Origin of the sequence: Arachnia propionica (genome assembly GCF_037055325.1) — a bacterium.
Classification (GTDB): Bacteria; Actinomycetota; Actinomycetes; order Propionibacteriales; family Propionibacteriaceae; genus Arachnia.
Genome location: NZ_CP146373.1, coordinates 3043410 through 3068788, shown reverse-complemented (window position 1 = coordinate 3068788; position 25379 = coordinate 3043410). Strand labels below are relative to the sequence as shown.

Sequence of the window (25379 nt, the reverse complement as noted above, 5' to 3'; positions counted from 1 at the left end):
GTTATCGGTCCAGACAGATTGTTACGTAGTCGCCGGTCTTGGCTCCGACGGCGTTGCCCTCATCGGTGTCGAGGTGCAGCTCTGCCAAGTAGGAGTCCTTGACGCGGATCAGGAAATTGTCCAGACGCGCCCCACGCTCTCCCCCGAACTGGACGCTCACGCGGTCCTGGTCCTTCAGGTTGAGGGCGGCTGCGTCGTGGGGGCCCATGTGGATGTGACGGCCCGCGACGATCACCGCGTGGTCGCATTCGATGCTGCCGAGAGGACCTTCGATGCGCACGGGAGCGGCGGCCTCAAGATGCCCCGACTGGGCCATCGGCGCCTTGATGCCGAGGGCGAAACAGTCGGTGCGGCTCAACTCCACCTGGGTGGCGGGACGGTTGGGACCCATCACACGCACCCGGGTCATGGTGCCGCGGGGACCGTGCAGGGTCACGGTCTCCTCGGCTGCGAACTCGCCGCGCTGACGCACGTGCTTCTTGACCTTCGGTGCGGTGTAACCGAACAGGGTTGTGAAGTCGGCGTCGCACAGGTGAACGTGCCGGTTGGAGATGCCGACGATCACCTTGCGCGGGTCCAGGGCGGCGATCCGCTCCAGGACCCGGCTGGTGATCTCGGCAACGAGCGCGTCGGTCATGACTGCGGCAGGATCTTCTCGACGTCACCGTGGGGACGCGGGATGACGTGCTGAGAGATCAGCTCGCCGACCCGAGCGGCTGCCGACGACCCGGCGTCGACGGCGGCCTTCACGGCACCGACGTCGCCGCGCACCATCACGGTGACCAGGCCGGCGCCGATCTTCTCGCTGCCGATCAGGGTCACGTTCGCGGACTTGACCATGGCGTCGGCGGCCTCGACGGCCCCCACGTAGCCCTTGGTCTCGATCATTCCGAGAGCATTGCTCATGACTGCTTCCTCCTGGTGGTGGATGTCCGGGGAGCCTTGGTGGTCTCCGCGGGGTTCTTGGGTGTCGCACCCGGTTTCGGATCCGATTCGGGTGCGGACTTCTGGTCCGAGCCGGATGCGGGCCGCGCCTGTTCGGGGCGCGGTGTCGGCTCGGGTTTCGCGTTGGCCTTCGGCGCGGGGGCGGGGCCGGATTTCTCCGCCGCCCTGGCCTTCGGTGCGGGCGTGGTTGCCCCGGGCGCCTTGGCCTTGACCTTGGTCGTGGCGGCGGGTTTCGTCGTCGCCTTCGCCTGGGGGGTGGGCGTGGCCAGCCCCACGGTCGCGGCTGAGAAGACGAGGGGTTCCAGCTCCGGGTGGGGCCGGGGAATGACGATCTTGCTGACCACGCGGGTCAGTTTCGATGCCGCCACCTCGGCGGCGTCCATGGCCGCCTGGACAGCTGCCACCTGACCCTCGACCTTGATGGAGACGTAGCCGCCACCCTTGGCCAGTTCGTAGCCGATCAGGGTGACGTCGGCGGTTTTGCAGGCGACGTCGGCGGCTTCAACGCCAGCGACGAGGCCCACCACTTCAATGCTCCCCAGTGCTTGCATCACTGGCTCCTTTCGGGTTCACGGAGGGGAAGTCTTTTCACCAGGCGGGCGGCGTTCGATCCGATGATTCGGTCCGCCTGTTCGCTGCGCCCCAGGAAGTGTGCCAGGTAGGGGCGCTGCTCGGGGAGTTTCTCGGTGGTGATGACCACGTAGTCGAGGGCGATTCCCAAGCCGATGCCCAGCCGCGACGAGGTGGCGGCGCGGTGCGCCAGGACCAGGGGGTTGAGCTCCGAGAGGCGATCCACGCGACTCGGCACACCCTCCTCCTCGATGCCGAGGAGCACCTGGGTGAGCTGCTCGTCGCCGACGCCCTCATGGACGGCGAGGTTGATGGTGGGACGTTCGTCGGTCACGACTCACCCCCCAGCACCAGGCCGGTGGCGACGGCGTTGCGGGGTCCCTCGACGCCGCGGATGTTCGCGCGCCCGGCCACCACCCGGTAGTCGGCCAGGGCCCGGGTGACCAGCTGCGGAATCTCGAAGTCCAGGGCGGAACCGCCGACGAGCACCACGAAGTCGATGCCGCGTACCTCCGAGGTGGGGGAGACGCGCTGCAGGGCGCGGATCGCGTTGTTGACGAAGACCTGTTCCTTGGCGCGGATGCGGACCTGGCGGATGGTTTCGACGGGAAGGTCCACGTCGAGGGGCACCATGCCGTCGGGTTTGAGCACCACGGTGCGGGCGTAGACGTGCCCGGGCAGCGGGTCCTCGAAGAACTGCACGGTGCCGTCCTCGTGACGGATGTTGAACACCGACTCCACCTTCGCCAGTGGGTGGCGTTTGATGTCCTCGGCCAGGTCGAAGGAGTCGAGGCCGAGTTCGGACTGGATCATCAGGGTCACCATGTTCCCGGCGCCTGCCAGGTGAATGGAGGTGCCGGTGCCGTCCGGGCGCATGACGGAGGCGTCGGTGGAACCAGCGCCCATGTCGAGGATCGCGATGGGGGCGGCTGTGCCGGGGGTGGTGAGCGCGCCACGGATGGCCATGTCGGCCTCCACGCCGCCGACCTCGACGGGCACACCGATTTCGGCGGCCAGTTCGGAGGCGATCCGTTCCATCTGGAGGCGGTCGGTCCTGACCATCACGGCGATGCCGACGGCGGCCTCCATGGAGAATTCGTTGGCGATGCCGCCCGCCACCTGCTGCGGCACCCGGGTGTCGACGGCGAGCAGATCGGTGATGCGGATGTCGCGGGTGTGTTGGTTGGTCAGCTGCGCCATGGTCACGCGCACCTTCTCCATCATGCCGCCGACATTGGTGCCGGGTTCGCCCGTGATGTCGGAGAGGTCGCGGATCCGGGAGGCGACGTCCATGATCTCGGCGGCACCCAGGTCGACGTCGACGTCGAGGGTGTTGGCGCCGTGGAAGGTGAGGCGGCCCGCGGGGATGCGGCGTTCCTGCACATCGCCTTCCGGGGTTTTGATGACCACGGCGGAACGGTTGCCCACCAGGGACCGGGCCAGCGGCACCACGGAGCGGGTGGCCTCGGCCTCCAGACCGAAGAGGGTCGCGATGCCGAACGGGTTGGACAGGGTCTCGACGATGCGCCCGACGTCGGCCACCTCGATGGCGGCCAGCATCCCGAGCGGCACCTTCTCGATCAGGCGCACTTCGTCGACGATGGGAATCTTGCGGGTCAGGCGGTTGTGGACCAGCACGCCGTCGTCGGCTTGCAGGATCGCGCCGGTGACCTCCAGGCGCTCGGCGACGGAGTTCAGCCGGGCCGCGACCTGGTCGTAGGGGATCGTGCGGGGTGCCACGACGATGTAGGGCTGCCCGGCGGGGGCGTCGGGCAGCTCGTCGAGGGCGATGGTGGTCCCCACCCCGATGCCGAGGCCGCCCGGGGTGGAGGGGTTGTGTCCGATCATCGTGGATTCGGTGATGATCGTCTCGGTGATGGTCTCCATCGCGACGTCGCCGATCACGGGGGCGGCCTCGTTGATGCGGATGGAGTCGAGGTCCTCGATGCGGCGTCCCGCCTTGTTCAGGGCGTCGGTGAGGGAGCGGAACAGCCCACGGATGTTGGTGCTGGTTCCCTTGATGCCGGTGGTGGGGACGATGGCGCTGGACAGGAATCTCACCTGTCCGTCGGCACCAGTCTCAGCGAGCGCCACCTCGGTGGTCGCGTTGCCGATGTCGATGCCAGCGACCAGTTTCGCCATCGTCCTCGCCTCCTTGTCTCGTGTTTCTCAGTCTTCGCGCAGACGTCCGCGGGCCTCGTAGACGTCGGCGGCTTCACGGACGAATCCCGCGCTCACCTTCGCGCCGTACTGACCCTCCAGCTCGTCGGCGATCTCGTACAGCTCCGCTTTGGTGGAGCGGTACGGGCGCAGCGCGTTGTAGATCTCCAGCAGCCGGGCGTCGGGCACCGCCACCAGTTCGGCGGCGCGACGCAGGTTGCGGGCCAGGGTCTGGCGTCCGTCGGCGTCGGCCACCTGGGCCTGGAGTTCCAGGGTCTCCGAGGAGATGCGGAAGTCGAGAGGGCTCAGCTTCCCCGACTTGACGTCCTCGAAGGTGAGGTCGTCGAGGGCCTTGCCGGTGTTGGTTTTCACCAGCTCCGGGTGTTTCTCGGCCAGCGGGTATTCGTCGCGACCGATCCGTCGGGTCCCCGCAGCGGGGGCCTGGGTCGGGGCGGCGGGTGCCGGGGCGTTCTTGGCGAAGGACACGGAGTCGTTCCCGAGGGACTTCATGACCTCCGACATGATCTGGCGGATGAGTTGTTCCTGATCCATGGTGGCTCTCCTAGGCGGTGCTGACCCGCAGCGCCTGGGGCTTCTTGGCCAGGTCGCACTGGGCGGTTTCCTTGTTGTGCAGCAGGGCCGCGATGGCCTGGTACTTGGGACGGGCCATCTGGTCGTTGCGGATCGGCACGGGCTGTGGCGACTCGCCCTTGGCGTACTTGGCCGCGTTCTTGCCGATGGCGCGGAAGGTTTCCAGGTCGATCAGCGGGGACTGGCTGAACAGCTCCACGTTGCTGAGCGGCGGCAGGTCCTTCTGGTGGATGACCGTGGTGCCGCGCGACTGGATGCCGATCCCGATGCCGGAGCCCGACAGCTTCGCCGCCTGGTGGGCGATGAAACCGACGTCGGCGCTCTTGTAGATCTTCACGAACCGGTGTTTGAGCCCCTCCTCCTCGATGCCCGCGGCGATCTCCTTGAGGACGTCGGCGTGGGGCAGGCCGATGATGGTCTCGTGGATCAGGGTGCTGAATGCGGGGGAGACTGCGACCACGACTTCCTTCGGGTCGGCGCCGCGCTCCGCAGGACCGGTCTCGGCCAGGGTGAGTTTCCCCGCAGCCGTGGCGGTCATCGTCGCGGTGCCCCCCGAGGTGGGGGACGGGGTGCTCGACGCTGGGGCCGCGGCGGCCTGGTCCTCGGTGGCCATTTCCTGGACCACCTGCGCGATGATCTGCTTGAGGGTGTTCACATCAATGCTCATGGCTCACCTCAGATGCTCTCGGGGCTGATGGCCTGACGGATGGTCTTGATCTGGTTCCACCGCTCGTCGTCGATCTGGTATCCGGTCTGCGGGCCGTGGTAGTCGTTGGGCGAGTTCACGGCCGAGATCACGTTGAAGTCGGCATCGAAGATCGCGGAGGTGTGCAGGTAGTCGCCCGCGACGCGGCGTTTCAGGAGGTTGAACACCGCCTCGGCGACGTCCTCGAAACCGCCTCGCGACAGCGCCTTGGCCACGTCCACGCCGGTGACCTCGCGGTTCATCATGTCCTCGGCGGCCTTCAGGTCCTCGACGACGTTGCGTTTGGGCATGTCATCGGAGCTGTGGGCGTAGGTGGCGGCCTCCACCTCGGCGTCGGTGATGGCCGGCAGTCCCAGCTCGTCGAAGACGGCCTGCAGGGCGCGGGCGGCCTTGCGGCGAACCGCGATGACGTCCTCCTCCAGCACGGGGGTGAGGCCGCCGTCGACGCGCAGGTCGCGCTGGATGATGTTCCAGTCGTCGAAGTCCTCGGCATCCCAGTTGGAGCCCGCGAACATGTTGTCCTTGTTCGGGGTGGAGGAGTAGCCGGAGCAGATGAAGTCGGTGCCGGGCACGAACTGCATCAGCGACCGCGACACCCGGCGCAGATCGGAGTGGGTGAAGGTCTGGTCGTTACTGGAGGCGCACTCGAGGTCCAGCATGGTGGCGATCAGGTTCTCGGCCAGCACGGCGCGGATGCCGCCGGGTACGCCCGCGGGCACACCGATGCAGCTGACGGAACCGTTCTGGGTGCCCTGTGAGCCGGCGGCCTTCGTCACGAACAGGCAGCGGGCCTCCAGGTACAGCATGGACTTGCCTTCGGCGTAGCCCATCTGCACCTCGGAGCCGGTGCCGGAGGTGAAGCGCATCTTCAGGCCGCGGGAGGCGTAGCTGGAGGCCAGGAAGGCCTTCGACCAGGGGGTGTCGTCGCCGTCCATGAACACCGCCTCGGTGCCGTAGACGGACACGGTTTCGGCGTAGGCGGTCAGTCCGCGCATGCCGAGCTGCAGCTCGGTGGCCTCCTCGACCGCGCACTGGGTGAGGATGCCGGGACGTCCCGTCTGGGCGCCGACCAGCAGCGCCAGCGCGTTGAACGGGGCGTAGCGGACCACACCGACGGTGGTTTCCTGCTCGGCGAAACCGCGCAGCGCGGCCTCGGCGGAGTCGGCGGCAATCTGCACGGGGTTGTCGGCGACGTTGGTGACGTGGCACTGGTTGGCGGGCTGCTTGCGGGCACGCAGTTTCGTGACCGCCATCATCATCTCCAGCACGCTCATGTTGCCGACGACCTCGGTGAGTTTCGCCGGGGTCATGGCGGTGGTCAGCGGGATGATCTCGGTGCGGGGCACGTTGATGTCGCACAGCATGCGGGCCACCTGGAGGGAGTCGATGGCCATGGCCTTCTCCGCCAGCTCCAGGTTGATGCCGTAATCGGCGACGAAGGTGTCGATCATGTCGAACTGGTCGCGGGTCTTGCCGTCGAGTTCAGTCACGAGCCCGTTGGTCAGTGTGATCGACGGTTTCGGATCGTTGGGGGAGTCCATGGCGATGAGGCCCACCTCGGGCCATTCGCTGACGAACCCGTCCTGGTTCACGGGGCGCGCGTCGAGCGCCTCAAACCTCTTGGAACGCATCAGATCGGTCCTCAGATGTAGGGGGTCGTGGTGGATTCGGGCGTGGCGCCGAGCGCACCGAGGAGGGGGATGCCCACCTCGCGGGCGGCGATGATGGCCTGCCGGACGGCACCCGAATCGCCGCTCAGGAACGAGATGACCTCGTTGGAGAAGCTGGTTCCGCCGGCGGGGCTGGCGTAGCCGATGACGTCGACGGTGGCTGCCTTGACGGCGGTGTCGGCCAGGACGACACCGATGCCGGCGGGGGCGCCGACGGTGATGCCGAAGGCCTTGCCGATCGGGGCTCCGAACGCCTTGTTGAGGGCGTAGGAGGCGCGTGCGGTGTACTGGAACTCCAGATGGCCCGCGTCGTTGCCGTAGACGTCACCGAAGGTGCGGTCCAGCTCCCCGAGGGACACCTCGACGGCGCGGCGGGCGTCGGAGACGTCCTCGGCGCCGAAGATGATCAACGAGCCGTGACCGGCGCCGCCCTTGGTGTCGCGGGGCAGCTCGATGGTCAGGATCTCGGAGTTGGTGGCCTTGACGGCCTCGTCGGCGGCGAAGATGTGCGGGCCGGCGCCGGTGCGGGCACCGAGGATCCCGATGGAGCGGAAGTCCTTTTCCAGTTTCATCATCGCGCGCAGCTTCGGGTCGACGTTGGCGATGACCATGCCGATGGTGTCACCCAGGACGTTGGTGCCGACGAATTCGGTCACGGCGGGCAGGGTCCCGGCTGCGGGCGTGGGAGCGGGGGCAGGTGTGGCGGAGGGCGCGGGGGCGTCGCCGCCCATCTTCTTGACCACTTCGGCCAAGACCTTGTTGATCAGTTCCTCAGACATTGCTCATTCTCCTACTTGGCCTGGGTGGGGAGGATCTTCTCGACGTCGTTGTGGGGACGCGGGATCACGTGCACGCTGATGAGTTCACCCACCCGTTCCGCCGCCGAGGCGCCCGCGTCGGTGGCGGCCTTGACCGCGCCGACGTCGCCGCGCACCAGCACGGTCACGAGGCCGGCACCGATCTTCTCGCTGCCCACGAGGGACACATTCGCGGACTTGACCATGGCGTCGGCGGCCTCAACCGCTCCGACATAGCCTTTCGTCTCGACCATTCCGAGCGCTTCCTGCATGCTGACTCCTTCGTCGTTAGTCCTAGCGGCAGGCCAATTGGGCCTGTCCCGACACCATAGAGCAGGTTCCGATACACAGTTTCTTCCGGTTGTTACACATTCTTGCTTCGAGAATGCGTGCAACGTTGAACCCGACCGGAAGTGCCCCTATCGTGAGGGCAACCCAGAGGAGCGATTGATGACCGAGTTGACCGACAAAACGCGCATCATCCAGGAGTTCGTGCCTGGCAAGCAGGTCACGCTCGCCCACGTGATAGCCAATCCCGATCCGCACCTGTACCCGAAGATCGGTCTTCCCGCGGGAAGCAGCGGGGCCATCGGGGTGCTGACCATCACACCGGGTGAGGCCGCCGTGATCGCCGCCGACATCGCCACCAAGTCGGCGGGAGTCGAGTTGGCCTTCGTCGACCGCTTCTCCGGGTCGCTGCTCATCACCGGCCAGCTCGCCGACGTCGAGTCCGCCGTCACGGGGATCGTCACCACCCTCCAGTCCATTCTCGGCTTCACCCCGGCGCCGTTGACGAGGACGTGACGTAGGGCATGAGGTCGATCCTGCTTGTCGGCAGCATTGGAGCCGGCAAGACGACATTCAGGCAGCGTCTCCAAGGGCTGCCCATCGAGTACGCCAAGACCCAGGCCATCGAGACCTTCGCCTCCGCCATCGACACCCCGGGCGAGTACCTGGAGGTGGGGCGCTACAAACACGCCCTGATGCTGGCCTCCTACGACGTGGACGTGGTGGTGCTGGTGCAGTCCGCCACCAGCGACGAAACCCGTTTCCCGCCGGGATTTGCCACCACCTTCAACCGCGAGGTGCTGGGGGTCGTCACCCATGCCGGGGTGGCCACCGAGACCCAGGTGCACAACGCCGTCGACCATCTGGCGCGGGCCGGTGCCCACCAGATCGTGGCGGTCGACTCGATCACAGGCAAGGGATTCAAACGCGTGCAGGAGGTGCTGTGCCGGACTTCATCGTGAACCCGGTCGCGGGCAACGCGGCTGCCGCCCTCGATCTGCGCAATCTCATTGACGTCGAGGAGTTGCAGCGCATCCAGGACGATTTCGCCACCTCCACCGGGTTGGCGATGATCACCGTCGATTCCATGGGTCGTCCCGTCACGGAGGCGTCGCGGTTCAGCACCCTGTGCCAGTACCTGCGTCGCGATCCCGCGATCCGCGCCAAGTGCTACAGCTGCGACGCCCACGGCGGGCTGCAGAGCGCCATCGAGGGACGTCCGGTCGTGTACCGGTGTCATGCGGGCCTGGTGGATTTTTCCGTCTCGATCATGTGGGGTGCGCAGTATCTGGGCGCGGTGATGGCCGGGCAGGTGCTGCTTACCGAGGGGCAGCAGCAGCTCCAGCAGATTGTGGGTGCCTCGGAGGTGCTGGAACACTCGGAGACCGCGAAGCTGCTGGATCAGGTGGCCGTGGTCGACCTCGGCAAGCTGCAGGCCGCGGCCAACGAGGTCGTCGGCCTGGCGAACGCGAAACTCGGTTCCACTCTCGGCGAGGCGGATTTCGCGGTTGCGGGGACGGTGCTGGGCAGGCTCCGGCGGATTCCGGGTCCCAGTGACGACGCGGCACTCGCCCCGCTGCTGGCGGGAATCCGGAAACCCCTGCCGCTGATCCCCGTCGAGTCGGTGAAGCGACGGATCTCGCTGGAGGCCCCGGTGATGGCCCGCAACGTCGCACAGGGCAACGCAGCCGCGAACCTGGAGCTGCTTGGCGACTACCTGGACCATCTGCTGCCGCGCTGGAGCCAGAAGGTGGATCCGAGGGAGCTGTCCGAATACGAGGACATGATGATCGGCATCGCCACGAGTGAGGCTGTGCAGTTCGGGCGCGACATCTCCCAGATCGTCACCCGCCACCGGGGACGCCGACGCGGCCCGATGAACCGATACGAATGCCAGGTGTACTGCGAGAAACTGCTGATCCGCGTCCACGACCTCCTCGAGCCCGCAGCCCGGGGTGGGGAACGCAGCATCACGACGCTGCTGAACGAGATCGAGAAGAATCCGTCGTCGTTCCTGACGCTGCACAAGGCAGCTTCCTACCTGATGTGGTCGGAGTCGCATTTCGCGAGGAAGTTCAAGGAACGCACTGGCTCCAGCTTCATCCACTACGTGACCGCCAAACGCCTGGAGCGCGCGAAGTTCGTGCTCATCCACACCGACAAACCGGTGCTCAGGATCGCCGCGGAGCTGGATTTCACGCCGCTGAACTACTTCTCGCGGCAGTTCAAGAAACACATCGGGATGACCCCGTCCGAGTACCGCAGGGAACATTCCGGGAGGGCGGCATGACCACGTCCCGCCCCTCGGCGCACCTTCTACGCTGGATGATCCGCGCCGCCCGTGAGGCCGGCCCGGCGACCTCGGATGCGCCACTCGTGACGACGATGTCCCCGCGGGCAACCTGTCCCGCCGGTCAGGGAGGACCCTCGGGTATGCAGAAGAACAGGAGCAGGAGATGAGAGAGTTCCGGCTGGCCACCAGGGTGCGGCTGGGTGCGGCGGCGTTGGAGGCGCTCGACGAGTTTCGTGGCAGGCCCGTGTTCCTCGTGACCGACGACTTCCTGGCAACCACCGACGTGTACCGGAAGGTGGTCGACAGGCTCGGTGAGCAGGTGACGACCTTCACGGGTGTGAAACCGAACCCCACCACATCCGAGATCGGCGCCGGGGTGTCGGTGTATCTGCAGTCCAGGCCCGATGTGGTCGTCGCCTACGGCGGTGGGTCGGTGATGGATGCCACGAAGGTAATGCACAAGGCCGCGCTCGACGCCGGTTTCGGGGCGCCGGAGGGGATCGTCGCGATCCCCACCACCAGCGGGTCGGGCTCGGAGGTGACGTCGTTTGCCGTGGTCACCGACGAGCAGACGCACACGAAGGTCCCGATCGCCTCCAGCGAGCTGGTGGCAGGGTTGGCCATCCTGGATCCGGAGGCCGTGGTCGGGGTGCCTTCGCACATCACCGCCGATTCCGGCATGGACGTGCTCACCCACGCCACGGAGGCGTATGTGGCGTTGGAGGCCTGCGACTTCTCCGATGCGCTGGCGGAGAAGGCCGTCGAATTGGTGTTCGGGAACCTGGAGCGCTGCTACACCCACGGCGACGACCTGGAGGCGCGTTCCCACATGCACAACGCGTCCTGCATGGCGGCGATGGCTTTCGACAACGTTGGCCTGGGTATCGTCCACTCGCTGGCGCACGCGCTGGGCGGCCGCTATCCGATCGCGCACGGACGGTTGAACGCGCTGCTGCTGCCGCACGTCATCGAATTCAACGCATCCCGCAGCGACCGCGCCGCCGAACGCTACGCCCGCCTGGGCAGGCTGCTGTACCCCTCGGCGAGGGGGCGGGCGGCGGTGACGTCGCTGGTCGGTGCGGTCGAACGGTTGAGGTCGAGGCTGGGCATCCCGTCGCGGTTGAGCGACCTGAAGGTCGCATCCGATGTGTTGCGTCGCGACGAGGACGGCCTGGTGGCCGCGGCCCTCGCCGATGGCTGCACCACGACCACCCCGGTGGCGCCTTCGCCCGACGACCTGAAGGGCATCCTGCGCAGGATCGCGTGAGGGGTTGGGTCTTCACGTCGTGAAGTAGGGGCGTGATAGTGTCTCCGGATCATGGCGGCGGCGCCGGGACCGCGGATCACCTGATGGCCAGCGATGCGACCTCATTACACTGGTCCGACAGGCCGAGATGTTGACGGCTCACGAGCGCTGGGAGGTTCATGGTGACCGGTGTGGTTGCGGGACGTGTTCGGTTCCGGGACGTGAAGCCCTGCCATGCGCCGACGACTCTTGACGCCCTGCGCGGCCCCTATCACGGGTTGATCGACCTTCCGCACGGGGTTCGCTGGCAGGAGGATCGCGTGGGGATCGACGTGGATGATGTGGGGGGCGGCGTATGGCCTACCAGGCGTTGCTCACCGAAGGGCGGGTGGCCGAACAGGAACGTCTACTCAACCGGGATCGTCTCATCGAGCTGTGGCCCGTGATCAACCTGGACCAGAGGGTGCGGGACCTGTGGGAAACGCGTTTCCCCGAACTCCGGGTACGCACATGAGCCGGGATGCCTCCGAACAGAGAAGGATCGCGAGGATTGCCCTGGAGGCGGCAGGCCCGGAAGCAGGGTTCGCGCTGGCTGGGTCTGGTGCCATTCGTGAACACGGATTCATCGATCGCCCTACCGAGGACGTGGACCTGTTCACCACACAGTCCGCGCAGCACGAATTCGCCTCGGCGCTGGAGCGAGTCGTCGCTGCCTTTCAAGAAGAAGGCTATGACGTGGAGATCCGGGAACAGCATCCCTGTTTTTCACGACTCGTCCTCAGCAGAGGCTCCGCGGAGCCGGTGGTTGCCGTCGATCTGGGTGTCGTTGCGTGGGATCGATGGCCTGGAGGCCCGTGTGCACATGCGCAATGCCTCCTGCACGGCGGCGGTGGCTTTGGCAACATCGGTCTGGGTGTCGTCGTTTCGCTGGCGCATGCGCTGGGTGGTCGTTACCCGGTCGCGCACGGACGGGTGAACGCGCTGCTGTTGCACGTATCGAGGTCAGCGCGCCCGTAGCGTTCGTGTTGCCGAACGCTACGGGCCGCTCTTGCAGGCTTATGCACAGCCGCTCCCAAGTGGAGGTTTCGCTGGTTGACACGTCGCTTGTGAATAAGCCTCTCGGAATGGGGTTCAGCGTGTTTGTGATTTCTCTGCTTGTGTGAGGGGTGAACTCCAGAAAGGGGTTCCTGGTTTGGCCAACACGGCGCGGATGAGGCCGAAAAGAAGACTGAAGCCGAACGACCAGATTGCTCCCAGGTAGACGTCAAGTCGTCCCAGCATCAGCAGGATCGCCTGTGCCACAAGGCATGCGGAGAAACCCAGCGCGAAGTGGCACACGAAACGTCCGAAAAAGGTGTCAGGATTCCTGAATTTTCTGAAACCGGTCATTTCTTCCTCCTAGTCGCAGGCACTGTTGAAATCTGGCATCAGGCCAAGGATTCCCATCGCTGCTGCGCATCCCCACGCGGCTGGACCGGAGAATGGTGCGCACAGCATCGTTGTTCCGGTCAGCCAAGCAGAAAAAGCGGCCCACGCCTTGCCGCATCGCGGCATATCCTGAGGGAGGTTCTTAGCCCCGGGCGGGTTGGTGGAGTCATCGGTGGCTTTCCCGTCGACCAGTTTGACGTCGGGGTTCTGCATGGTGTGCCCGAGACCACATAGTGTTTACCGGCGGTGTTCGCCACGAGATCGGTAGCCTGCTGATCGCTGGAGATGGCTGTGAAGTAATCCAGGCTTCTCTGGTGATCAGGAGTCGTTTTCCTGAGTACCTGCATGAAAGCGGCGCTGGATGCGATGAGATTGCGACGTGCCGAGAAACCGACATCACTGGACTTGGCCTTTGCGATGATCCCGTCCACGTCGGGAGATGTGGCAGGAAGACTGGTGGATGGTGGTTGGCCTGGCGAAGTGGTTTCAGCCGAAGCGCTTGGCACGGTGAGAGCAGCTTTCGTGAGAATGATAAAAAATGTAGCTACCAGTTTCCGGATCTTCATGGCTTCTTCCCCTTCCTTGCGGATCCGGAGTGCGACGATGCAGTTAGGAGGGCCACGTCGCTCCACTTTCGGCAAAGGATAAGTCGCCTCGCATGTCCGTGTCAAGAACGTGGCCATGCCATCAAACAAGATTGGCTCAAAGTCAAGGATCGGCTGGGGGTGTACCATAACTTTCGTTTCTCGTCGGGGTCGACTCCACTGCCTGTTTGGTAATGGTGCGTCGGTTCCTGGTTCCGGTGGCCACGTGCGTCCGATCGCCTCCATGCGGTACGCAGTACTGGATCGTGTGCGGCCACCCGAGCCCTGGGCTCGGCATGTGCCACACCGCCCGAAGGAGACGTGAGAACCGGAGGACGTCCGGGCTGAAACAATCCGGCAGCGGGTCGGGTCGTATTTGCCCTGGAGTGGGCTCCAGTGTTTAGCGTGTGGGGTCATGCGAAGTGCACTGCTCGAAATCGACTGGCAGAACTGGGTTCTCGCCCTTGCCCACGACCCGTGGTCGGCGCATCTGGGACGGGAGGTCCGGCGTTTGCTGGCTAACCTCGGTTGGCCGGTGATCAGCACCCGGTACCTGTCCCCGGAACCGGGGGACGACCGGGCCGATCCCGATCATCCGGACGCCGCTTTCGTGGACGGTTTCGAACCGCGCGGGCAGCCCGTCATCACCAAACACGACCGCGACATCTTCGACGTTGCACAAACCGACGAGACCCTGCGGGGCCTCGGGGTCGAGCACGTCGTGTTGACCGGTTTAGTGACCGGCCACGGCATCCGGCTCGCCGCCCTGTCGGCCCTGGAGCGCGGATATGCAGTGACCGTGGTGTCCAACGCCTGCGCCGACACCACAGCCGAGGCGCACCTCGCGGCCCTCGACGAACTCCGCGCCGCGGGGGTCGTCGTCCGGTCCGCGGATGACCTGGCCGCCTCGGCATGGCGGCAGGCCGGGAGCATTGCCGTCGGGATAGCCGAGGTGGCCGACATCACCGGCCTCAGCCGCGACACCCTTCGCTGGTATGAACGCGAGGGACTGATCCCGGTGATCGACCGGACCTCCAACGGCTACCGCCGCTACGACGGGCGGGCGATCCGGATGATTCAGATGCTGGTGAGGCTGCGACGCACCGGGATGCCGGTGGAGCAGATGCGCGAGTACATCACGCTGGTTGCCGAGGGGGAGTCGTCGCACCGGCGTCGCCTGGCTCTGCTCAGACGGCATCGCGATGCCGTCCAGCAGCAGCTGAATCAGCTTGCCGACGACCTCGGCGCCCTCGACCACAAGATCACCAACTATGAACGAGCACTGGGAGAATGACATGCACCAGGTACCCATCATTGATCTGGGCCACGGCCTGAACGTCAGCCGGATCGGTTTCGGCGGGATGGCGTTGAGCCACGTCTACGGGCAGACCGATCCCGCCGATGCCCTCGCGACCCTGCACGCCGCCGTCGACGCGGGGGTCACGTTCCTCGACACCGCGGATGTCTACGGTGAGCCCCGGCCCGGCGCCCAGGGGCCGGCAGGTACGAACGAGGAGTTGTTCGCGCAGCTGCTGCGGGAGCGTCGGGGGGAGGTGCAGGTTGCCACCAAGTTCGGCATCACCGGTCTCATCGGAACCCCCGACGCTCCGGCGACGCGCGGTGACCGCGCCTACGTCCGTTCCGCCTGTGAGGCATCGCTGCGGAGGCTGGGCGTCGAGACCATCGACCTGTACTACATGCACCGCCGCCAGTTCGACCTGCCGATCGAGGAGACGGTGGGGGCCATGGCCGATCTCGTGGCGGAGGGCAAGGTTCGTCACCTGGGGTTGTCCGAGGTGACCGCGGCCGAACTGCGGGCCGCCGCCACCGTCCACCCGATCACCGCGGTCCAGAGCGAATGGAGCCTGTGGTCGCGTGATGTCGAGGCCCAGGTGGTGCCCGCGGCTCGTGAGGTGGGGGCCGGGTTCGTGCCCTACAGCCCGCTGGGTCGCGGGTTCCTCACCGGTGCGTTGACACCGGAGCGGATCGCGGGATCGATGCTCAAAGCCGAGGACCGGTTCGTCAGGAACTACGACGCCAACCAGCAACTGCTCCAGGTGATCCGTGGGGTTGCCGATGAGCTGGACGCGACCCTGGCGCAGGTCGCGCTGGCCTGGCTGCTGGACCGGACCGGGCGGCTCGGCCTGCCGGTGGTTCCCATCCCCGGCACCCGGTCGGCGGAGCGGGTCCGGCAGAATGCGGCGGCGGTGCAGCTGCGGCTGACCGATGACCAGGTGGCGCGACTCGATGCCGTTGCCGATCTGGTGCAGGGATCCCGGAACCTGTCGTTCACCCCGCCGCAGTGGATCTCCAGCAGCCGCGAGTGATCCGTCGCATCCCAGCTGGGGTGCCATGCCGGCCCGTACGTCAAACGCCAGCGCTACAGCGCTGGCGTTTGACGGCTAGGCTGGCTTGTCGGGTTGGGACGTGACAGCGTACGTCCTGCGTCCGGTCACGCCCCCCGGGTGGCTTCGGTGGCGACGGCCTTGGTGTCCCACTCCTCCTGGATCCTGCCGTCGGCCATCACGAGCACTCGGTCGCTGAACTGGTGCAGTTCCCGTTCGTTGCTGGTGAACAGCAGCACCCCGACGCCGCGGCCCGTGATCTCCTCCAGGAGACGCACGAAACGTTCCCGGGTGGCGATGTCGAGGCCGTCTGTGGGCTGGATGAGGATCATGATGCGGGCGTTCTGGCTGGCGATCTCCTGCATCTGCTGCCAGCGCCGCTGACCGGTGGACTGCACGGGGCGGTGCAGGATCTCGCTCATCCGGTCCTCCGACTCTTTCAGCAGGAGCAGGATCCGGGTGGTGTCCTCGATGGCCTCGTCGTCGACCTGGTCCTCGCCGTCGAGCATGACGATGTTGCGTGCCGCGTGGGCTTCGCTTTCCGGGTCGAGCATGTTCGTCAGCACCGCGATGCCCAGCGACGGCAGGTCGCGGGGGGCGGTGATGCTGGCGGGGCGGCCGTCGACGGTCAACGATGCGATGGGGGCGGGGCGTTTCCCGGTCAGCGCGTCGCGTACCTCTTCCACGCCCGAGTTGCGGGAACCGGTGAAACCGAGGACCTCGCCGCGGTTCAGCTGGAAGGAAATCGGTTCGCTGGTGCATTCCAGGTTGACGACGTCCATCACGATGTCGGCGGTGGCGTTGGCGCGTCGCGGTGTGATCTCGATGACGGATCCGAACATCGCTTCGGTGAGTTGGTCGACGGTGGTGGTGGCGGAGTCGAAGATCTCCTCGACCTGACCGTCGCGCAGCACCGCGACCCGGTGGCACAGCCGCAGGGCCTCCTCCAGCTGATGGGTGATGTAGAGGACACCCCGGCCCTCCTCGACCGTCCGGTTGAGGGCGTAGCGCAGGTCCTCGAGCTCCTCGGCGTTGAGGGCGTTGCTGAGTTCGTCGATGACGATGACTTCACGCGGATCGGCGAGCATCCGGACCACCTCGGCCATGCGGCGTTCCGTGTGGCTGAGGCCGCCGAGTCGGTGGGTGGGGGACAGGGGGATGCCGGTTTCGGAGAGAATGCGTTTGGCCCGGGTCATCAGTTCTGCGAGGCTGTGATGTCCCTCGATGTGCCGGAACATGGCCTCGACGACGGTCAGTTTCGGGTCCAGCTCGTTTTGGGGGTCGATGAGCATGATTCGTCGCGGATCCCACGGTCCACCCGACAGGCTGGCCACCCCTTCATCAGCCGACGTGTAGCCGGCGATGATCGAGGCCATGGTGGATTTCCCCACGCCGTTGGGGCCGACCATGCCGAGTACCTCCCCGTGTCGGAGGTCGATGTCGACGCCGGTCAGCACCTCGAGTCGACCGAAGGACTTGCGCATCCCCCGGACCGCCAGTAGCGGCTCACTATCCCACATGAATACCTCGTAGTTGTCATTTGTTCGCAACGCGAAGCTTCCTCCCTGCCGCCAAGTGCAGGTTCCAGGTGATTTCCTGTCCTCGTGAGGATGCCTTGGTGATCCGACTCTAGGCGATGGCCGGGTCCCCGTGACGATGAACCTGTCCTTGGTTAACTGAGATTCCGCAGAATAGGACCTTACCGCTGCTTCGCCCGCCTTGCGAGCTGAACCGGGTGCGCCGTGACAATTTTTTCTTCAACAATGCTCAAGTTCATTTGTCAGTCGACCGGATGACGTAGTCAATCGCTTTTTCGGTGTCCGTTGTCCGGGTGGAAATATCAGGTGGAAAACCGGTGGTGACGACGCGGTGGACACGACGATCAGGGCCTTCGGCGCCCGGTTTTGTCGATTCATCGGTGTTTCCTTCGACCCGAGTGACTCGTTCAGCTGTGCCTGCCTCGTTGAGGCGCCACTCGTTGTTTTAGTTTCCTCAATGCGAGGAAGAACCCCGCGGCCAGCAGAATCAGGGAGCAGCCCAGGAGCAGGTGGGCCCTCGTGTCCGGTGCGACGGTGTCGCCCAGCACAAGGACTACCACCAGGGGCACTGCGATGCCCACCCCGTAGCCGAGGTTCTGGACGCCTTGGAACAGGGCAGAGGCCCGGAAGGTCCGGTTCGTGGTCGCGAGGCGCAGCAGCGAGACCAGCTGCGTGGACAGTCCGAGGCCGAGCCCGACTGTGCCCAGGACGGCTCCGGCCAGGAAGGAGATGTCGGAGGGAAGCAGCGGAATCGCGGCCATCACCGGACCCGTCGCGGCGATCACCCACGCCAGTACGGCTTTCCGGTGACCCCCGGGGAGCACGGCGCCTGTGATGAACCCGACGGCCAGTCCCGCGGCGAAGGGGAAGTCAACCAGGCCGCTGTGGGCCCTTGCGTACCCGGCGGAGTCGCCTAGGAGGAGCGAACCGTGATGGGCCGCGAAGGACAGCTCCAGGTGAATCCGGACCCCTGCCAGCGCGGCGCCGAGCAGCAGGGTCTGTACCACCGCCTGGCCTTTCCCCGCCGGGGAATCCGGTGGGGGATCGAGGGTGGGGCCGGTTGTCGCGGGGCCGGAGGGGATCGCGAACCACCCGAGGAGCAGCGGTGGGATCGCGGCTCCGGAGATCGCGATCAGTGTTGTTCTCCAGTCCATCGATCGGGTCAGCAGGTCGGCGATCAGTGAGCCGGGTAGCTGGAGGAGCACTGGGAAGGCGAGGACCGTTCCTGTGAGGAACCCGCCGGGGCGCGGTTGGGTGGAGGTGATGACGGTCAGTGTGGCGGGGATCATCGCCGCCACCCCGGCTGCCTGGAGTGCGTAGCTGCCGAGCAGGAACTCCGCTGATCCCGACCAGCTTCCCGTGAACACCCCCAGTGCCCACACGAGCAGGCCGCCGGTGTAGGGCAGCCGCGGCCCGCAGCGGTCGCAGAGCAGGGTCCACGGGAACAGGAAGAGGGTGCAGACCGCCACTTGTAGCGCAGGGAGCGTCAGGGTGGATCCGATCAGGGTATGGGTGCCTGAGTCGGGCGGGAGGAGGCTCTGCTGGGCCCGCTGCACCACCCGTCCGAGGATGCCCTGAGCCAGGAACACGATCACGATCCCGAACAGGACCGCCGTGACGTCCAGACCGTGCCGTGCGTCGAGGAAGGTTGCATTCCGGAGGGATGGGTTCGTGGTCATCTCTGCGTCTCCTCTGGGGGCGCGATGAGTCCGACCGGGCTGTGTTCCGGCGCCGGAAGGCGTCCTGCCCTGGGGGCGGACCGGCTGGGGTCACCGCATTCTTGCATCCAGCCGGTTCACACCCCCGTCACCACCAGGGATCAGCGCCCGATGCCACGTGGTCGAGCATGCTCAAGCCCCCCGCGAAGTCGCCGTGCGGCTGAGGGTAGGCAGTGGGGGTGAACGAGTGGTAGTCCAGCCCGATGCCGCGTTCCGCGAACACCGATTCGTCCAGGTAGTTGCGGCCCGAGGGACCCGACAGGTAGACGTCACCGCCGAGTTCCGCGGTGATGGCGGCCAGTAGTTCCGACGCCGAGCCGGTTGCTTTCAGCTCTGAGGCGCGCACCAGTGTCGTCGGGATCGCGTAGTGGTCGCGCAACCGGGTGATGAGGTCGGTGCACAGGTCGGCCAGGTTCGTCGTCTCGTGGGCGTAGACGGTCTCCAGCATTGTTGTGGCCGTCTCGAAGCCTGGGCAGCGCCCGTACAGGGTCTGGAGGGTCTTGACGTGGTCGCTGCGCCACGGTTTCAGCTCGTTGGTTTCTACGTCGCGTGTGAGCTGTCCCAGCTTGCCTTTGGTGTGCACGGGAACGGTCAGCCACTGCGGCCCGCCTGGTCCCTTGATTTTCACGCGATTCTGGAATCCGCCCTTGGTGAAGGGCACCGTGTCCAGCAGGACGAAGACATCCGCCTTCGTCATTTTGTCGAAGAAGCCCGTCCAGGGGGCGAAGTTCGGTTGGTGAATGGTGACGATCATGTTCGCCTCACAAAACGACGCGGATCAGTTCGAACGCCTCGGCCCATTCGTGTTTCACCTGGAGACCGCGGACCTTGGCCAGGGATTCGTGGAATTCCTTGGTGAAATACGACCTGCCCATTTCGAGCTGTGAGGTGTACTTCGTCAGGGCGTCCCATTTCTTGTCGAGGTGGCGCTTGTCGAGGGTCACGAAAGCCGACGCGGAGAACGTGATGTGGTTCCACGGCAGTTCGTAGCCCAGCAGGGTCTTGTGTTTGAAGGCGCGCATCGCCTCGTCGTGGATGGTGGCGTGGTCCTGGTGCAGGTCGGCGCCGGAGGGGAACAGGATCCACTGGGGGTTCAGCTGGCGTTCCATCGCCACCATGTTTTCCAGCACCTCTTGGCGGTGGTAGCCGAGCTTGCGCACCGGGTAGTGCATGATCTGCCGGTTTTCCGGTTTCACCCCGAGCGCGTCGAGGGAGGCGTGGCATTCGTCTGCCAGGCGTGTCGGAGCGGAACCGGCTGGCAGTGATTCTTCCGCCGTCGAAAACACTGCGACGTGCAGGTCGACTCCCGCTTCCAGCCACTTGGCCATGGATCCACCGGCGCCGAGCTCGGCGTCATCGGTGTGCGGGGCGAGTACGAGGATCCGTTCGGGGATGAGCATGCTCACAGCCTTTCATAGCAGGACAGGAGTTTTCCCAACTCCACATCCCAGTTGTACGTGCGGAGGATCGCCTGCCGTCCGTTCTCGCCGATCCGGGCCGCCTCCTCCGGGTTTTCCAGCAGGCGGTTCAGGGCTTTGGCAACGGCGTCGGTGTCGAACGGGTCGACGGTGATGCCGCAGTCGTGTTCGGCGACGATTCGTTGCCACAGGGGGAAATCGGATGCGATGAACGGCAGGCCGCAGGCCATGTACTCGAACATCTTCGTCGAATACCCTTCCACGTAGTTGCTGATCGGGTGATCCAGCACGAGCCCGACCTGTGCGTCACGCAACCCGGCGACGACCTCGTCGCGGGGCAGGGGACCGGGGTGGTGGACGTGCTGCCAGCCGGGGTGCGCCTCGGCTTGTTCCTGGAGCTGTTTGAACTTGCCCGCCAGCAGGCCGGTGACGTCGTCGGGGAGGTGCTCGAAGGCGGCGAGCATTTCGAACAGGCCCTGCTGCTCGGACAGCCCACCGACGTAGATGAAGGCATTGGTGCGGTCCTGGAAGGGGGCGTCGTTGCGTTGGTTCGCCAGGCCTTTTTCGGGAAAGTTCTGCACCACGATCGTTGTGTGGGCGGGAAATTTCTCGGCTATCGACGGGGTGGCGGCGACGATCGCGTTCAGTGCCCTGCCCGAGATGCCCTCCAGCACCCGGGTGATCGCTGAGAGCGGTTTCTTCAACCAGCCCGGGATCCAGGTTTTGTTCATGATCTGCAGGGGAACGTCCTCGTGGACGTCATAGATGACTTTCTTCCCGCACAGCCGTAGCGCCAGTCCGACCCCCATCAGTTCGGGGTCGTGGAAGTGGTAGATGTCGGCTCGTTCCCGCAGCGCCCGGAAGAAGATGGCCCACGTCTTGCGGAGGATCCGGTCGATGCGACCACGTGGCGCGCCCAGCCCGATCACCCGCACCCCCGCCACTTCGATGTCGCCGTCGTGGCAGTTGATGAGGGCGACGTCGTGACCCGCAGCTGCCAGCGAGGCGCATTCCTTGTAGGTGACGCGGGTGTCGTGGACGTCGTGGACGGAGGAGAGGTGTCGGACTCTGCTCATTGGGCGGTGCCGTCACCGATCGAGCGATAGGTGACGCCTTCCCAGCGGGCCGGGTCCAGGACGCCGCGTCCGTCAATGATCACCGAAACCCCAGGCAGGTCCGCAGCAGTGAGATCGAGATACTCAGGATGATCGGCCTGAAGAATCGCGGCATCCACCGACTCACCCAACCGGTAGGGAGTAAACCCGAACCCCTCAAGCTCCTCATCGCTATACATCGGATCATGCACCACCACCACAGCACCCCTCGACGCAAGGATCTCCACAGTCGGGAACACACCCGAAAACGCAGTCTCCTTCACCCTGCCCCGATACGACGCACCCAACACCACCACACGACGACCCGACAGATCACCCACCACACCCTCAACCACACCAACCACATACCCAGGCATCGTCATATTCGCCTCACGAGCAGCACGCACAACCGACGCATCCGGATCCGTATACAGATACAACCGCGGATACACCGGAATACAATGCCCACCCACCGCAATACCAGGCCGATGAATATGACTATACGGCTGCGAATTCGACGCCTCAATCACCTTATACACATCAATCCCATGAGCAGCAGCAAACTTCCCAAACTGATTCGCCAACCCAATATTGACATCCCGATACGTCGTCTCAGCCAACTTCGCCATCTCCGCAGCCTCAGCCGACCCCATATCCCACACCCCATTACCCCGCCGCAAATCAGGACGCTCATCAAAACTCAACACCCGCTCATAGAAGTCAACACCCTTCGCGGTGCCCTCGGGAGAGAGCCCACCCACCAACTTCGGATACTTCCGCAAATCCTCAAACACCCGCCCCGTCAACACCCGCTCCGGAGAAAACACCACATGAAAGTCCCGGCCCTCCACCAAACCGGAGACCTCCTCAATCAACGGCTTCCACCTACCCCGGGTAGTACCCACCGGCAACGTCGTCTCATACGACACCAACGTGCCCGGAGTGAGGTGCTCCGCGAAGGACCGGGTGGCGGCCTCCATCCAGCCGAAGTCGGGCTGCCAGGTCGCGTCGTTGACGAACAACGGCACAACAATCACGATCGCATCAACACCCGGAATCGCCTCCGAATAGTCACACGTCGCACGCAACCTCCCCGCCGGCACCAGCCTCGACAACTTCTCCTGCAGATGGGCCTCGCCCGGGAAGGGCTCGGTTCCGGCGTTGACCTTGTCCACAACGTTCTGCTGAACGTCGACGCCGACGACTTCATGGCCCATGTCTGCGAACTGGACTGCCAGGGGCAGCCCGATCTTCCCAAGAGCAACAACAGCGATCTTCACGAGCGATTCCTTCCCAAACACTGAACCCAGCGCGCTGCTGCAGGTGATTGTACTCACGGGATAATCTGTGCCGCATGAGTCCTGTGCTGGCCATCGGGCCATCGAACTACGCCGGGCAGGCGACCGCATGGGCGCGGGCCGCTGCATCGAATCTTCCGGTGGGGGCATGGTCGTTTTCCGGGGTGCCGTTGCGTGGAGGTGGGTTCCACTTCGAGGTGGACAAGTTGCTCGGTCGGCTCGGGTTCCGGGCTCCCGTCGCCTGGAGGTGGCGTGCGAGGCGTCTGTTCGACGGCGTCACCCACGTGGCGCTCGATGGTTTCATGTCCTTTGCGCGATGGGATCGCGCCTCCCACTTCCAGGCGGATGCCCGAAGGCTGGCGGAGATGGGATATTCGATGGCGTTGATCGCGCACGGCTCCGATGTGCGCGATCCCTTGGCCCATATGGCCCGTGACGAGTGGTCGTATTTCACGGTCGGCGACGAGAAGTGGCGGTCTTCGCTGATCCGTCGCACCGAGATCAACCGGGGTTTTGCGGCCTCCTGTGGCTGGCCGGTGTTCCATTCCACCCCGGACATGGGTTTTGACCTGCCCTTCAGCACGTGGTTGCCGGTGGTGGTCGACGTCGAGGCGTGGGCCTCAGATGCGCCGCTGCTGGAACGTGAGAAACCTCTCGTGGTGCATGTTCCCTCGCAGCGGAAACCACCGATCAAGGGCACCCAGTTCATCGATCCGGTGTTGCGTCGCCTCCACGACGAGGGCGCGATCGAGTACGTCGCGCCATCGGGGATGCCGCACACGCAGCTTCGGGAGCTGGTGAGGTCCTGTGATGTGGTGGTGGATCAGGTGATGTTCGGTTCCTACGGGGTCGCTGCGGTGGAGGCAATGGCTGCGGGTCGGGTGTGTGTCGGGCGCATGAACGAGGCGGTGCGTGAGCGGTTGCCGGAGTCGCCGCATCTGCTGGAGGCAACCCCCGACGACCTGTACGAGGTGGTGGCGTCCATTCGTGACCGTCGCGACGAGTTGCGCGGTGTGGCTGCTCAGAACCGGGTGTTCGCGAAGAAGTGGCACGATGGTCGGGTTTCAGCCGAGCGGCTGGCGCCCTTCCTTGGAGTCGGGTGAGCCGATCGGTTGCCGATGGTGTCGACTCGGATTGTTTCTCCGTCGCGGCCCGGTTCACCCGGCGTCACGGGGTGAAAGCCGGGTGAACCGGGCCGGGAGAAGGTGTCTCTCAGTCCGTTCCGAAGTCCATGGCCGAGCGCAGGGCCGCGTCCTCGACCTGTTCGGTGGTCCTGCCCGATCCGAGGGCGGCGATCTTTGCCGCACCGCCCTGTTCCAGGGTGCCGATGAGGTTGACGTGCCCCGCGAGCAGTGTGCCCTGGGAGGCGTACAGTTCGAGGCGTTCGCGGGAGTCCGCGATGTCCAGGTTGCGCATCGTGAGCTGTCCGATGCGGTCGGTGGGTCCGAAGGCCGCGTCCTCGACGCGCTCCATGGAGAGTTTCTCCGGCTGGTAGGACAGGTTCGGGCCGCGGGTGTCGAGGATGGTGTAGTCGTCGCCGCGACGCAGCCTCAGGTCCACTTCGCCGGTGACGGCGGAGGCCACCCAGCGCTGGATCGATTCGCGCAGCATCAGCGACTGCGGGTCCAGCCAGCGGCCCTCGTACAGCAGCCGACCGAGTCGCAGTCCCTCGGAGCGGTAGTTCGCGAGGGTGTCCTCGTTGTGGATTGCGGCCAGGAGACGCTCGTAGGCGGTCCACAGCAGCGCCATGCCTGGGGCCTCGTAGATGCCGCGCGATTTGGCTTCGATGATGCGGTTCTCGATCTGGTCGCTCATGCCCATGCCGTGGCGCCCGCCGATGGCGTTGGCTTCCAGCACCAGGGCGACGGGGCTGTCGAAACGATGACCGTTGATCGCCACCGGCTGGCCCTGCTCGAAACGGATCGAGACGTCCTCCGTCGGGATCTCGACTGTCGGGTCCCAGAACTTGACGCCCATGATCGGTTCCACCGTCTCCAGTGAGACGTTGAGGTCCTCGAGGGTCTTGGCCTCGTGGGTGGCGCCCCAGATGTTGGCGTCGGTGGAGTAGGCCTTCTCCTTGGAGTCGCGGTAGGGCAGGCCGCGTTCGGTCAGCCAGGTGCTCATTTCGGCGCGGCCACCTAGCAGCGAGACGAACGCCTCGTCGAGCCACGGCTTGTAGATCCGCAGCTCCGGGTTCGCCATCAGGCCGTAGCGGTAGAAGCGTTCGATGTCGTTGCCCTTGTAGGTGGAGCCGTCGCCCCACACCGACACGTCGTCGGCGGCCATGGCCCGCACCAGCAGGGTGCCGGTGACGGCCCGGCCGATGGGGGTGGTGTTGAAGTACGCGCGACCTCCTGAGCGGATGTGGAAGGCTCCGCAGGCCAGTGCCGAGAGTCCCTCTGCGACGAGCGCCTCCTTGCAATCCACGAGCCGGGAGATCTCCGCCCCGTAGACCTCGGCGCGGCCCGGTACCGAGGCAATGTCGGGTTCGTCGTACTGGCCGATGTCGGCGGTGTAGGTGCACGGAATGGCACCCGACTCGCGCATCCAGGCGACAGCGACGGAGGTGTCGAGACCACCGGAGAAAGCGATGCCGACGCGTTCGCCGACGGGAAGAGAAGTGAGAACCTTGGTCACGACGTCAGCCTAGTCGAACGTGCCCGGTGGCGTTGGTGGGGATCAGCGAAGTG

General features: G+C 65.5%; 28 protein-coding genes. 9 read left to right on the top strand and 19 right to left on the bottom strand.

Annotation, left to right across the window (positions count from 1 at the left end; all coding sequences use genetic code 11):
- Position 1: 1 nt before the first annotated feature.
- The 10 genes from pduL to pduA are packed head-to-tail and all read right to left on the bottom strand — an operon-like array spanning position 2 to position 7711.
- On the bottom strand, positions 2 to 637 hold the full coding sequence (gene pduL / locus V7R84_RS14230; RefSeq protein WP_338570188.1) for a phosphate propanoyltransferase: 636 nt from the start codon (positions 635 to 637) through the stop codon (positions 2 to 4).
- Positions 634 to 906, bottom strand: a complete 273-nt coding sequence (locus tag V7R84_RS14225; protein ID WP_338570186.1) for a BMC domain-containing protein — start codon at positions 904 to 906, stop codon at positions 634 to 636. The genes pduL and V7R84_RS14225 overlap by 4 nt, the downstream gene beginning before the upstream one ends.
- Positions 903 to 1496, bottom strand: coding sequence for a BMC domain-containing protein (locus V7R84_RS14220; RefSeq protein WP_338570185.1), 594 nt, complete (start codon positions 1494 to 1496; stop codon positions 903 to 905). The genes V7R84_RS14225 and V7R84_RS14220 overlap by 4 nt, the downstream gene beginning before the upstream one ends.
- The gene (locus tag V7R84_RS14215; protein ID WP_338570183.1) at positions 1496 to 1849 is read right to left on the bottom strand and encodes a glycerol dehydratase reactivase beta/small subunit family protein; all 354 of its coding nucleotides are present in this window, start codon (positions 1847 to 1849) and stop codon (positions 1496 to 1498) included. Before V7R84_RS14215 ends, V7R84_RS14220 begins: the two co-directional genes overlap by 1 nt.
- Entirely contained in the window at positions 1846 to 3657 is a 1812-nt protein-coding gene (locus tag V7R84_RS14210) for a diol dehydratase reactivase subunit alpha (RefSeq protein ID WP_338570182.1), read from the bottom strand. Before V7R84_RS14210 ends, V7R84_RS14215 begins: the two co-directional genes overlap by 4 nt.
- 27 nt (positions 3658 to 3684) lie before the next feature.
- Positions 3685 to 4227 carry a diol dehydratase small subunit gene (locus V7R84_RS14205; RefSeq protein ID WP_338570180.1) on the bottom strand — a complete coding sequence of 181 codons (543 nt, stop codon included), beginning with the start codon at positions 4225 to 4227 and terminating at the stop codon, positions 3685 to 3687.
- A gap of 10 nt (positions 4228 to 4237) precedes the next feature.
- Complete coding sequence (locus tag V7R84_RS14200; RefSeq protein WP_338570177.1) at positions 4238 to 4933, bottom strand: propanediol/glycerol family dehydratase medium subunit; 696 nt, start codon at positions 4931 to 4933, stop codon at positions 4238 to 4240.
- Between the two features lie 8 nt (positions 4934 to 4941).
- A complete protein-coding gene (locus V7R84_RS14195) occupies positions 4942 to 6603 on the bottom strand; it encodes a propanediol/glycerol family dehydratase large subunit (RefSeq protein ID WP_338570176.1) in 1662 nt (553 codons plus the stop codon).
- An 11-nt stretch (positions 6604 to 6614) separates the two neighbouring features.
- Entirely contained in the window at positions 6615 to 7421 is an 807-nt protein-coding gene (gene pduB, locus V7R84_RS14190; protein WP_338570174.1) for a propanediol utilization microcompartment protein PduB, read from the bottom strand.
- A gap of 11 nt (positions 7422 to 7432) precedes the next feature.
- Positions 7433 to 7711: a propanediol utilization microcompartment protein PduA gene (gene pduA, locus V7R84_RS14185; protein WP_061787546.1), complete on the bottom strand. Its 279-nt coding sequence runs from the start codon at positions 7709 to 7711 to the stop codon at positions 7433 to 7435.
- A 178-nt stretch (positions 7712 to 7889) separates the two neighbouring features.
- Here pduA and V7R84_RS14180 point away from each other — a divergent pair, with 178 nt between their 5' ends.
- From V7R84_RS14180 to V7R84_RS14155, 6 genes are all read left to right on the top strand, one after another.
- Positions 7890 to 8243: a BMC domain-containing protein gene (locus tag V7R84_RS14180; RefSeq protein WP_061787547.1), complete on the top strand. Its 354-nt coding sequence runs from the start codon at positions 7890 to 7892 to the stop codon at positions 8241 to 8243.
- Positions 8244 to 8251: 8 nt separating this feature from the next.
- Positions 8252 to 8689 carry a EutP/PduV family microcompartment system protein gene (locus V7R84_RS14175; RefSeq protein ID WP_338570167.1) on the top strand — a complete coding sequence of 146 codons (438 nt, stop codon included), beginning with the start codon at positions 8252 to 8254 and terminating at the stop codon, positions 8687 to 8689.
- A complete protein-coding gene (locus V7R84_RS14170; protein WP_338570164.1) occupies positions 8671 to 10017 on the top strand; it encodes a PocR ligand-binding domain-containing protein in 1347 nt (448 codons plus the stop codon). Before V7R84_RS14175 ends, V7R84_RS14170 begins: the two co-directional genes overlap by 19 nt.
- 166 nt (positions 10018 to 10183) lie before the next feature.
- Positions 10184 to 11287, top strand: coding sequence for a 1-propanol dehydrogenase PduQ (locus V7R84_RS14165; RefSeq protein WP_338570162.1), 1104 nt, complete (start codon positions 10184 to 10186; stop codon positions 11285 to 11287).
- A gap of 334 nt (positions 11288 to 11621) precedes the next feature.
- On the top strand, positions 11622 to 11780 hold the full coding sequence (locus V7R84_RS14160) for a hypothetical protein (RefSeq protein WP_338570159.1): 159 nt from the start codon (positions 11622 to 11624) through the stop codon (positions 11778 to 11780).
- Positions 11777 to 12283 (top strand): nucleotidyl transferase AbiEii/AbiGii toxin family protein, encoded by a 507-nt coding sequence (locus V7R84_RS14155; protein WP_338570157.1) that lies wholly within the window; start codon positions 11777 to 11779, stop codon positions 12281 to 12283. Before V7R84_RS14160 ends, V7R84_RS14155 begins: the two co-directional genes overlap by 4 nt.
- A 114-nt stretch (positions 12284 to 12397) precedes the next feature.
- Here V7R84_RS14155 and V7R84_RS14150 read toward each other — a convergent pair whose 3' ends face one another.
- Positions 12398 to 12655 carry a hypothetical protein gene (locus V7R84_RS14150; protein WP_130873754.1) on the bottom strand — a complete coding sequence of 86 codons (258 nt, stop codon included), beginning with the start codon at positions 12653 to 12655 and terminating at the stop codon, positions 12398 to 12400.
- A gap of 119 nt (positions 12656 to 12774) precedes the next feature.
- Entirely contained in the window at positions 12775 to 13260 is a 486-nt protein-coding gene (locus V7R84_RS14145) for a hypothetical protein (RefSeq protein WP_338570154.1), read from the bottom strand.
- A 433-nt stretch (positions 13261 to 13693) separates the two neighbouring features.
- Between V7R84_RS14145 and V7R84_RS14140 the strand changes: the two genes are divergently transcribed.
- Both V7R84_RS14140 and V7R84_RS14135 read left to right on the top strand, forming a co-directional pair.
- Entirely contained in the window at positions 13694 to 14572 is an 879-nt protein-coding gene (locus V7R84_RS14140) for an isochorismatase family protein (protein ID WP_338570153.1), read from the top strand.
- On the top strand, positions 14550 to 15605 hold the full coding sequence (locus tag V7R84_RS14135) for an aldo/keto reductase (protein ID WP_338570152.1): 1056 nt from the start codon (positions 14550 to 14552) through the stop codon (positions 15603 to 15605). Before V7R84_RS14140 ends, V7R84_RS14135 begins: the two co-directional genes overlap by 23 nt.
- Positions 15606 to 15730: 125 nt before the next feature.
- Here V7R84_RS14135 and V7R84_RS14130 read toward each other — a convergent pair whose 3' ends face one another.
- From V7R84_RS14130 to V7R84_RS14105, 6 genes are all read right to left on the bottom strand, one after another.
- Positions 15731 to 17143 carry an ATP-binding cassette domain-containing protein gene (locus V7R84_RS14130; protein ID WP_338570150.1) on the bottom strand — a complete coding sequence of 471 codons (1413 nt, stop codon included), beginning with the start codon at positions 17141 to 17143 and terminating at the stop codon, positions 15731 to 15733.
- A 425-nt stretch (positions 17144 to 17568) separates the two neighbouring features.
- The gene (locus tag V7R84_RS14125) at positions 17569 to 18840 is read right to left on the bottom strand and encodes an MFS transporter (protein WP_338570147.1); all 1272 of its coding nucleotides are present in this window, start codon (positions 18838 to 18840) and stop codon (positions 17569 to 17571) included.
- A gap of 127 nt (positions 18841 to 18967) precedes the next feature.
- Positions 18968 to 19633 (bottom strand): WbqC family protein, encoded by a 666-nt coding sequence (locus tag V7R84_RS14120; protein WP_338570144.1) that lies wholly within the window; start codon positions 19631 to 19633, stop codon positions 18968 to 18970.
- Positions 19634 to 19640: 7 nt separating this feature from the next.
- On the bottom strand, positions 19641 to 20279 hold the full coding sequence (locus V7R84_RS14115; protein WP_338570142.1) for a PIG-L deacetylase family protein: 639 nt from the start codon (positions 20277 to 20279) through the stop codon (positions 19641 to 19643).
- Positions 20280 to 20281: 2 nt separating this feature from the next.
- Complete coding sequence (locus tag V7R84_RS14110) at positions 20282 to 21373, bottom strand: glycosyltransferase family 4 protein (RefSeq protein WP_338570139.1); 1092 nt, start codon at positions 21371 to 21373, stop codon at positions 20282 to 20284.
- Complete coding sequence (locus V7R84_RS14105) at positions 21370 to 22671, bottom strand: nucleotide sugar dehydrogenase (RefSeq protein WP_338570137.1); 1302 nt, start codon at positions 22669 to 22671, stop codon at positions 21370 to 21372. The genes V7R84_RS14110 and V7R84_RS14105 overlap by 4 nt, the downstream gene beginning before the upstream one ends.
- Positions 22672 to 22745: 74 nt before the next feature.
- On the opposite strand from V7R84_RS14105, the gene V7R84_RS14100 reads away from it, so the two are divergent.
- Positions 22746 to 23792, top strand: a complete 1047-nt coding sequence (locus V7R84_RS14100; RefSeq protein WP_338570134.1) for a hypothetical protein — start codon at positions 22746 to 22748, stop codon at positions 23790 to 23792.
- Between the two features lie 109 nt (positions 23793 to 23901).
- Here the strand turns inward: V7R84_RS14100 and argG are convergent, their stop codons facing one another.
- Positions 23902 to 25326 (bottom strand): argininosuccinate synthase, encoded by a 1425-nt coding sequence (argG, locus tag V7R84_RS14095; RefSeq protein ID WP_338570132.1) that lies wholly within the window; start codon positions 25324 to 25326, stop codon positions 23902 to 23904.
- Positions 25327 to 25379 lie beyond the last annotated feature (53 nt).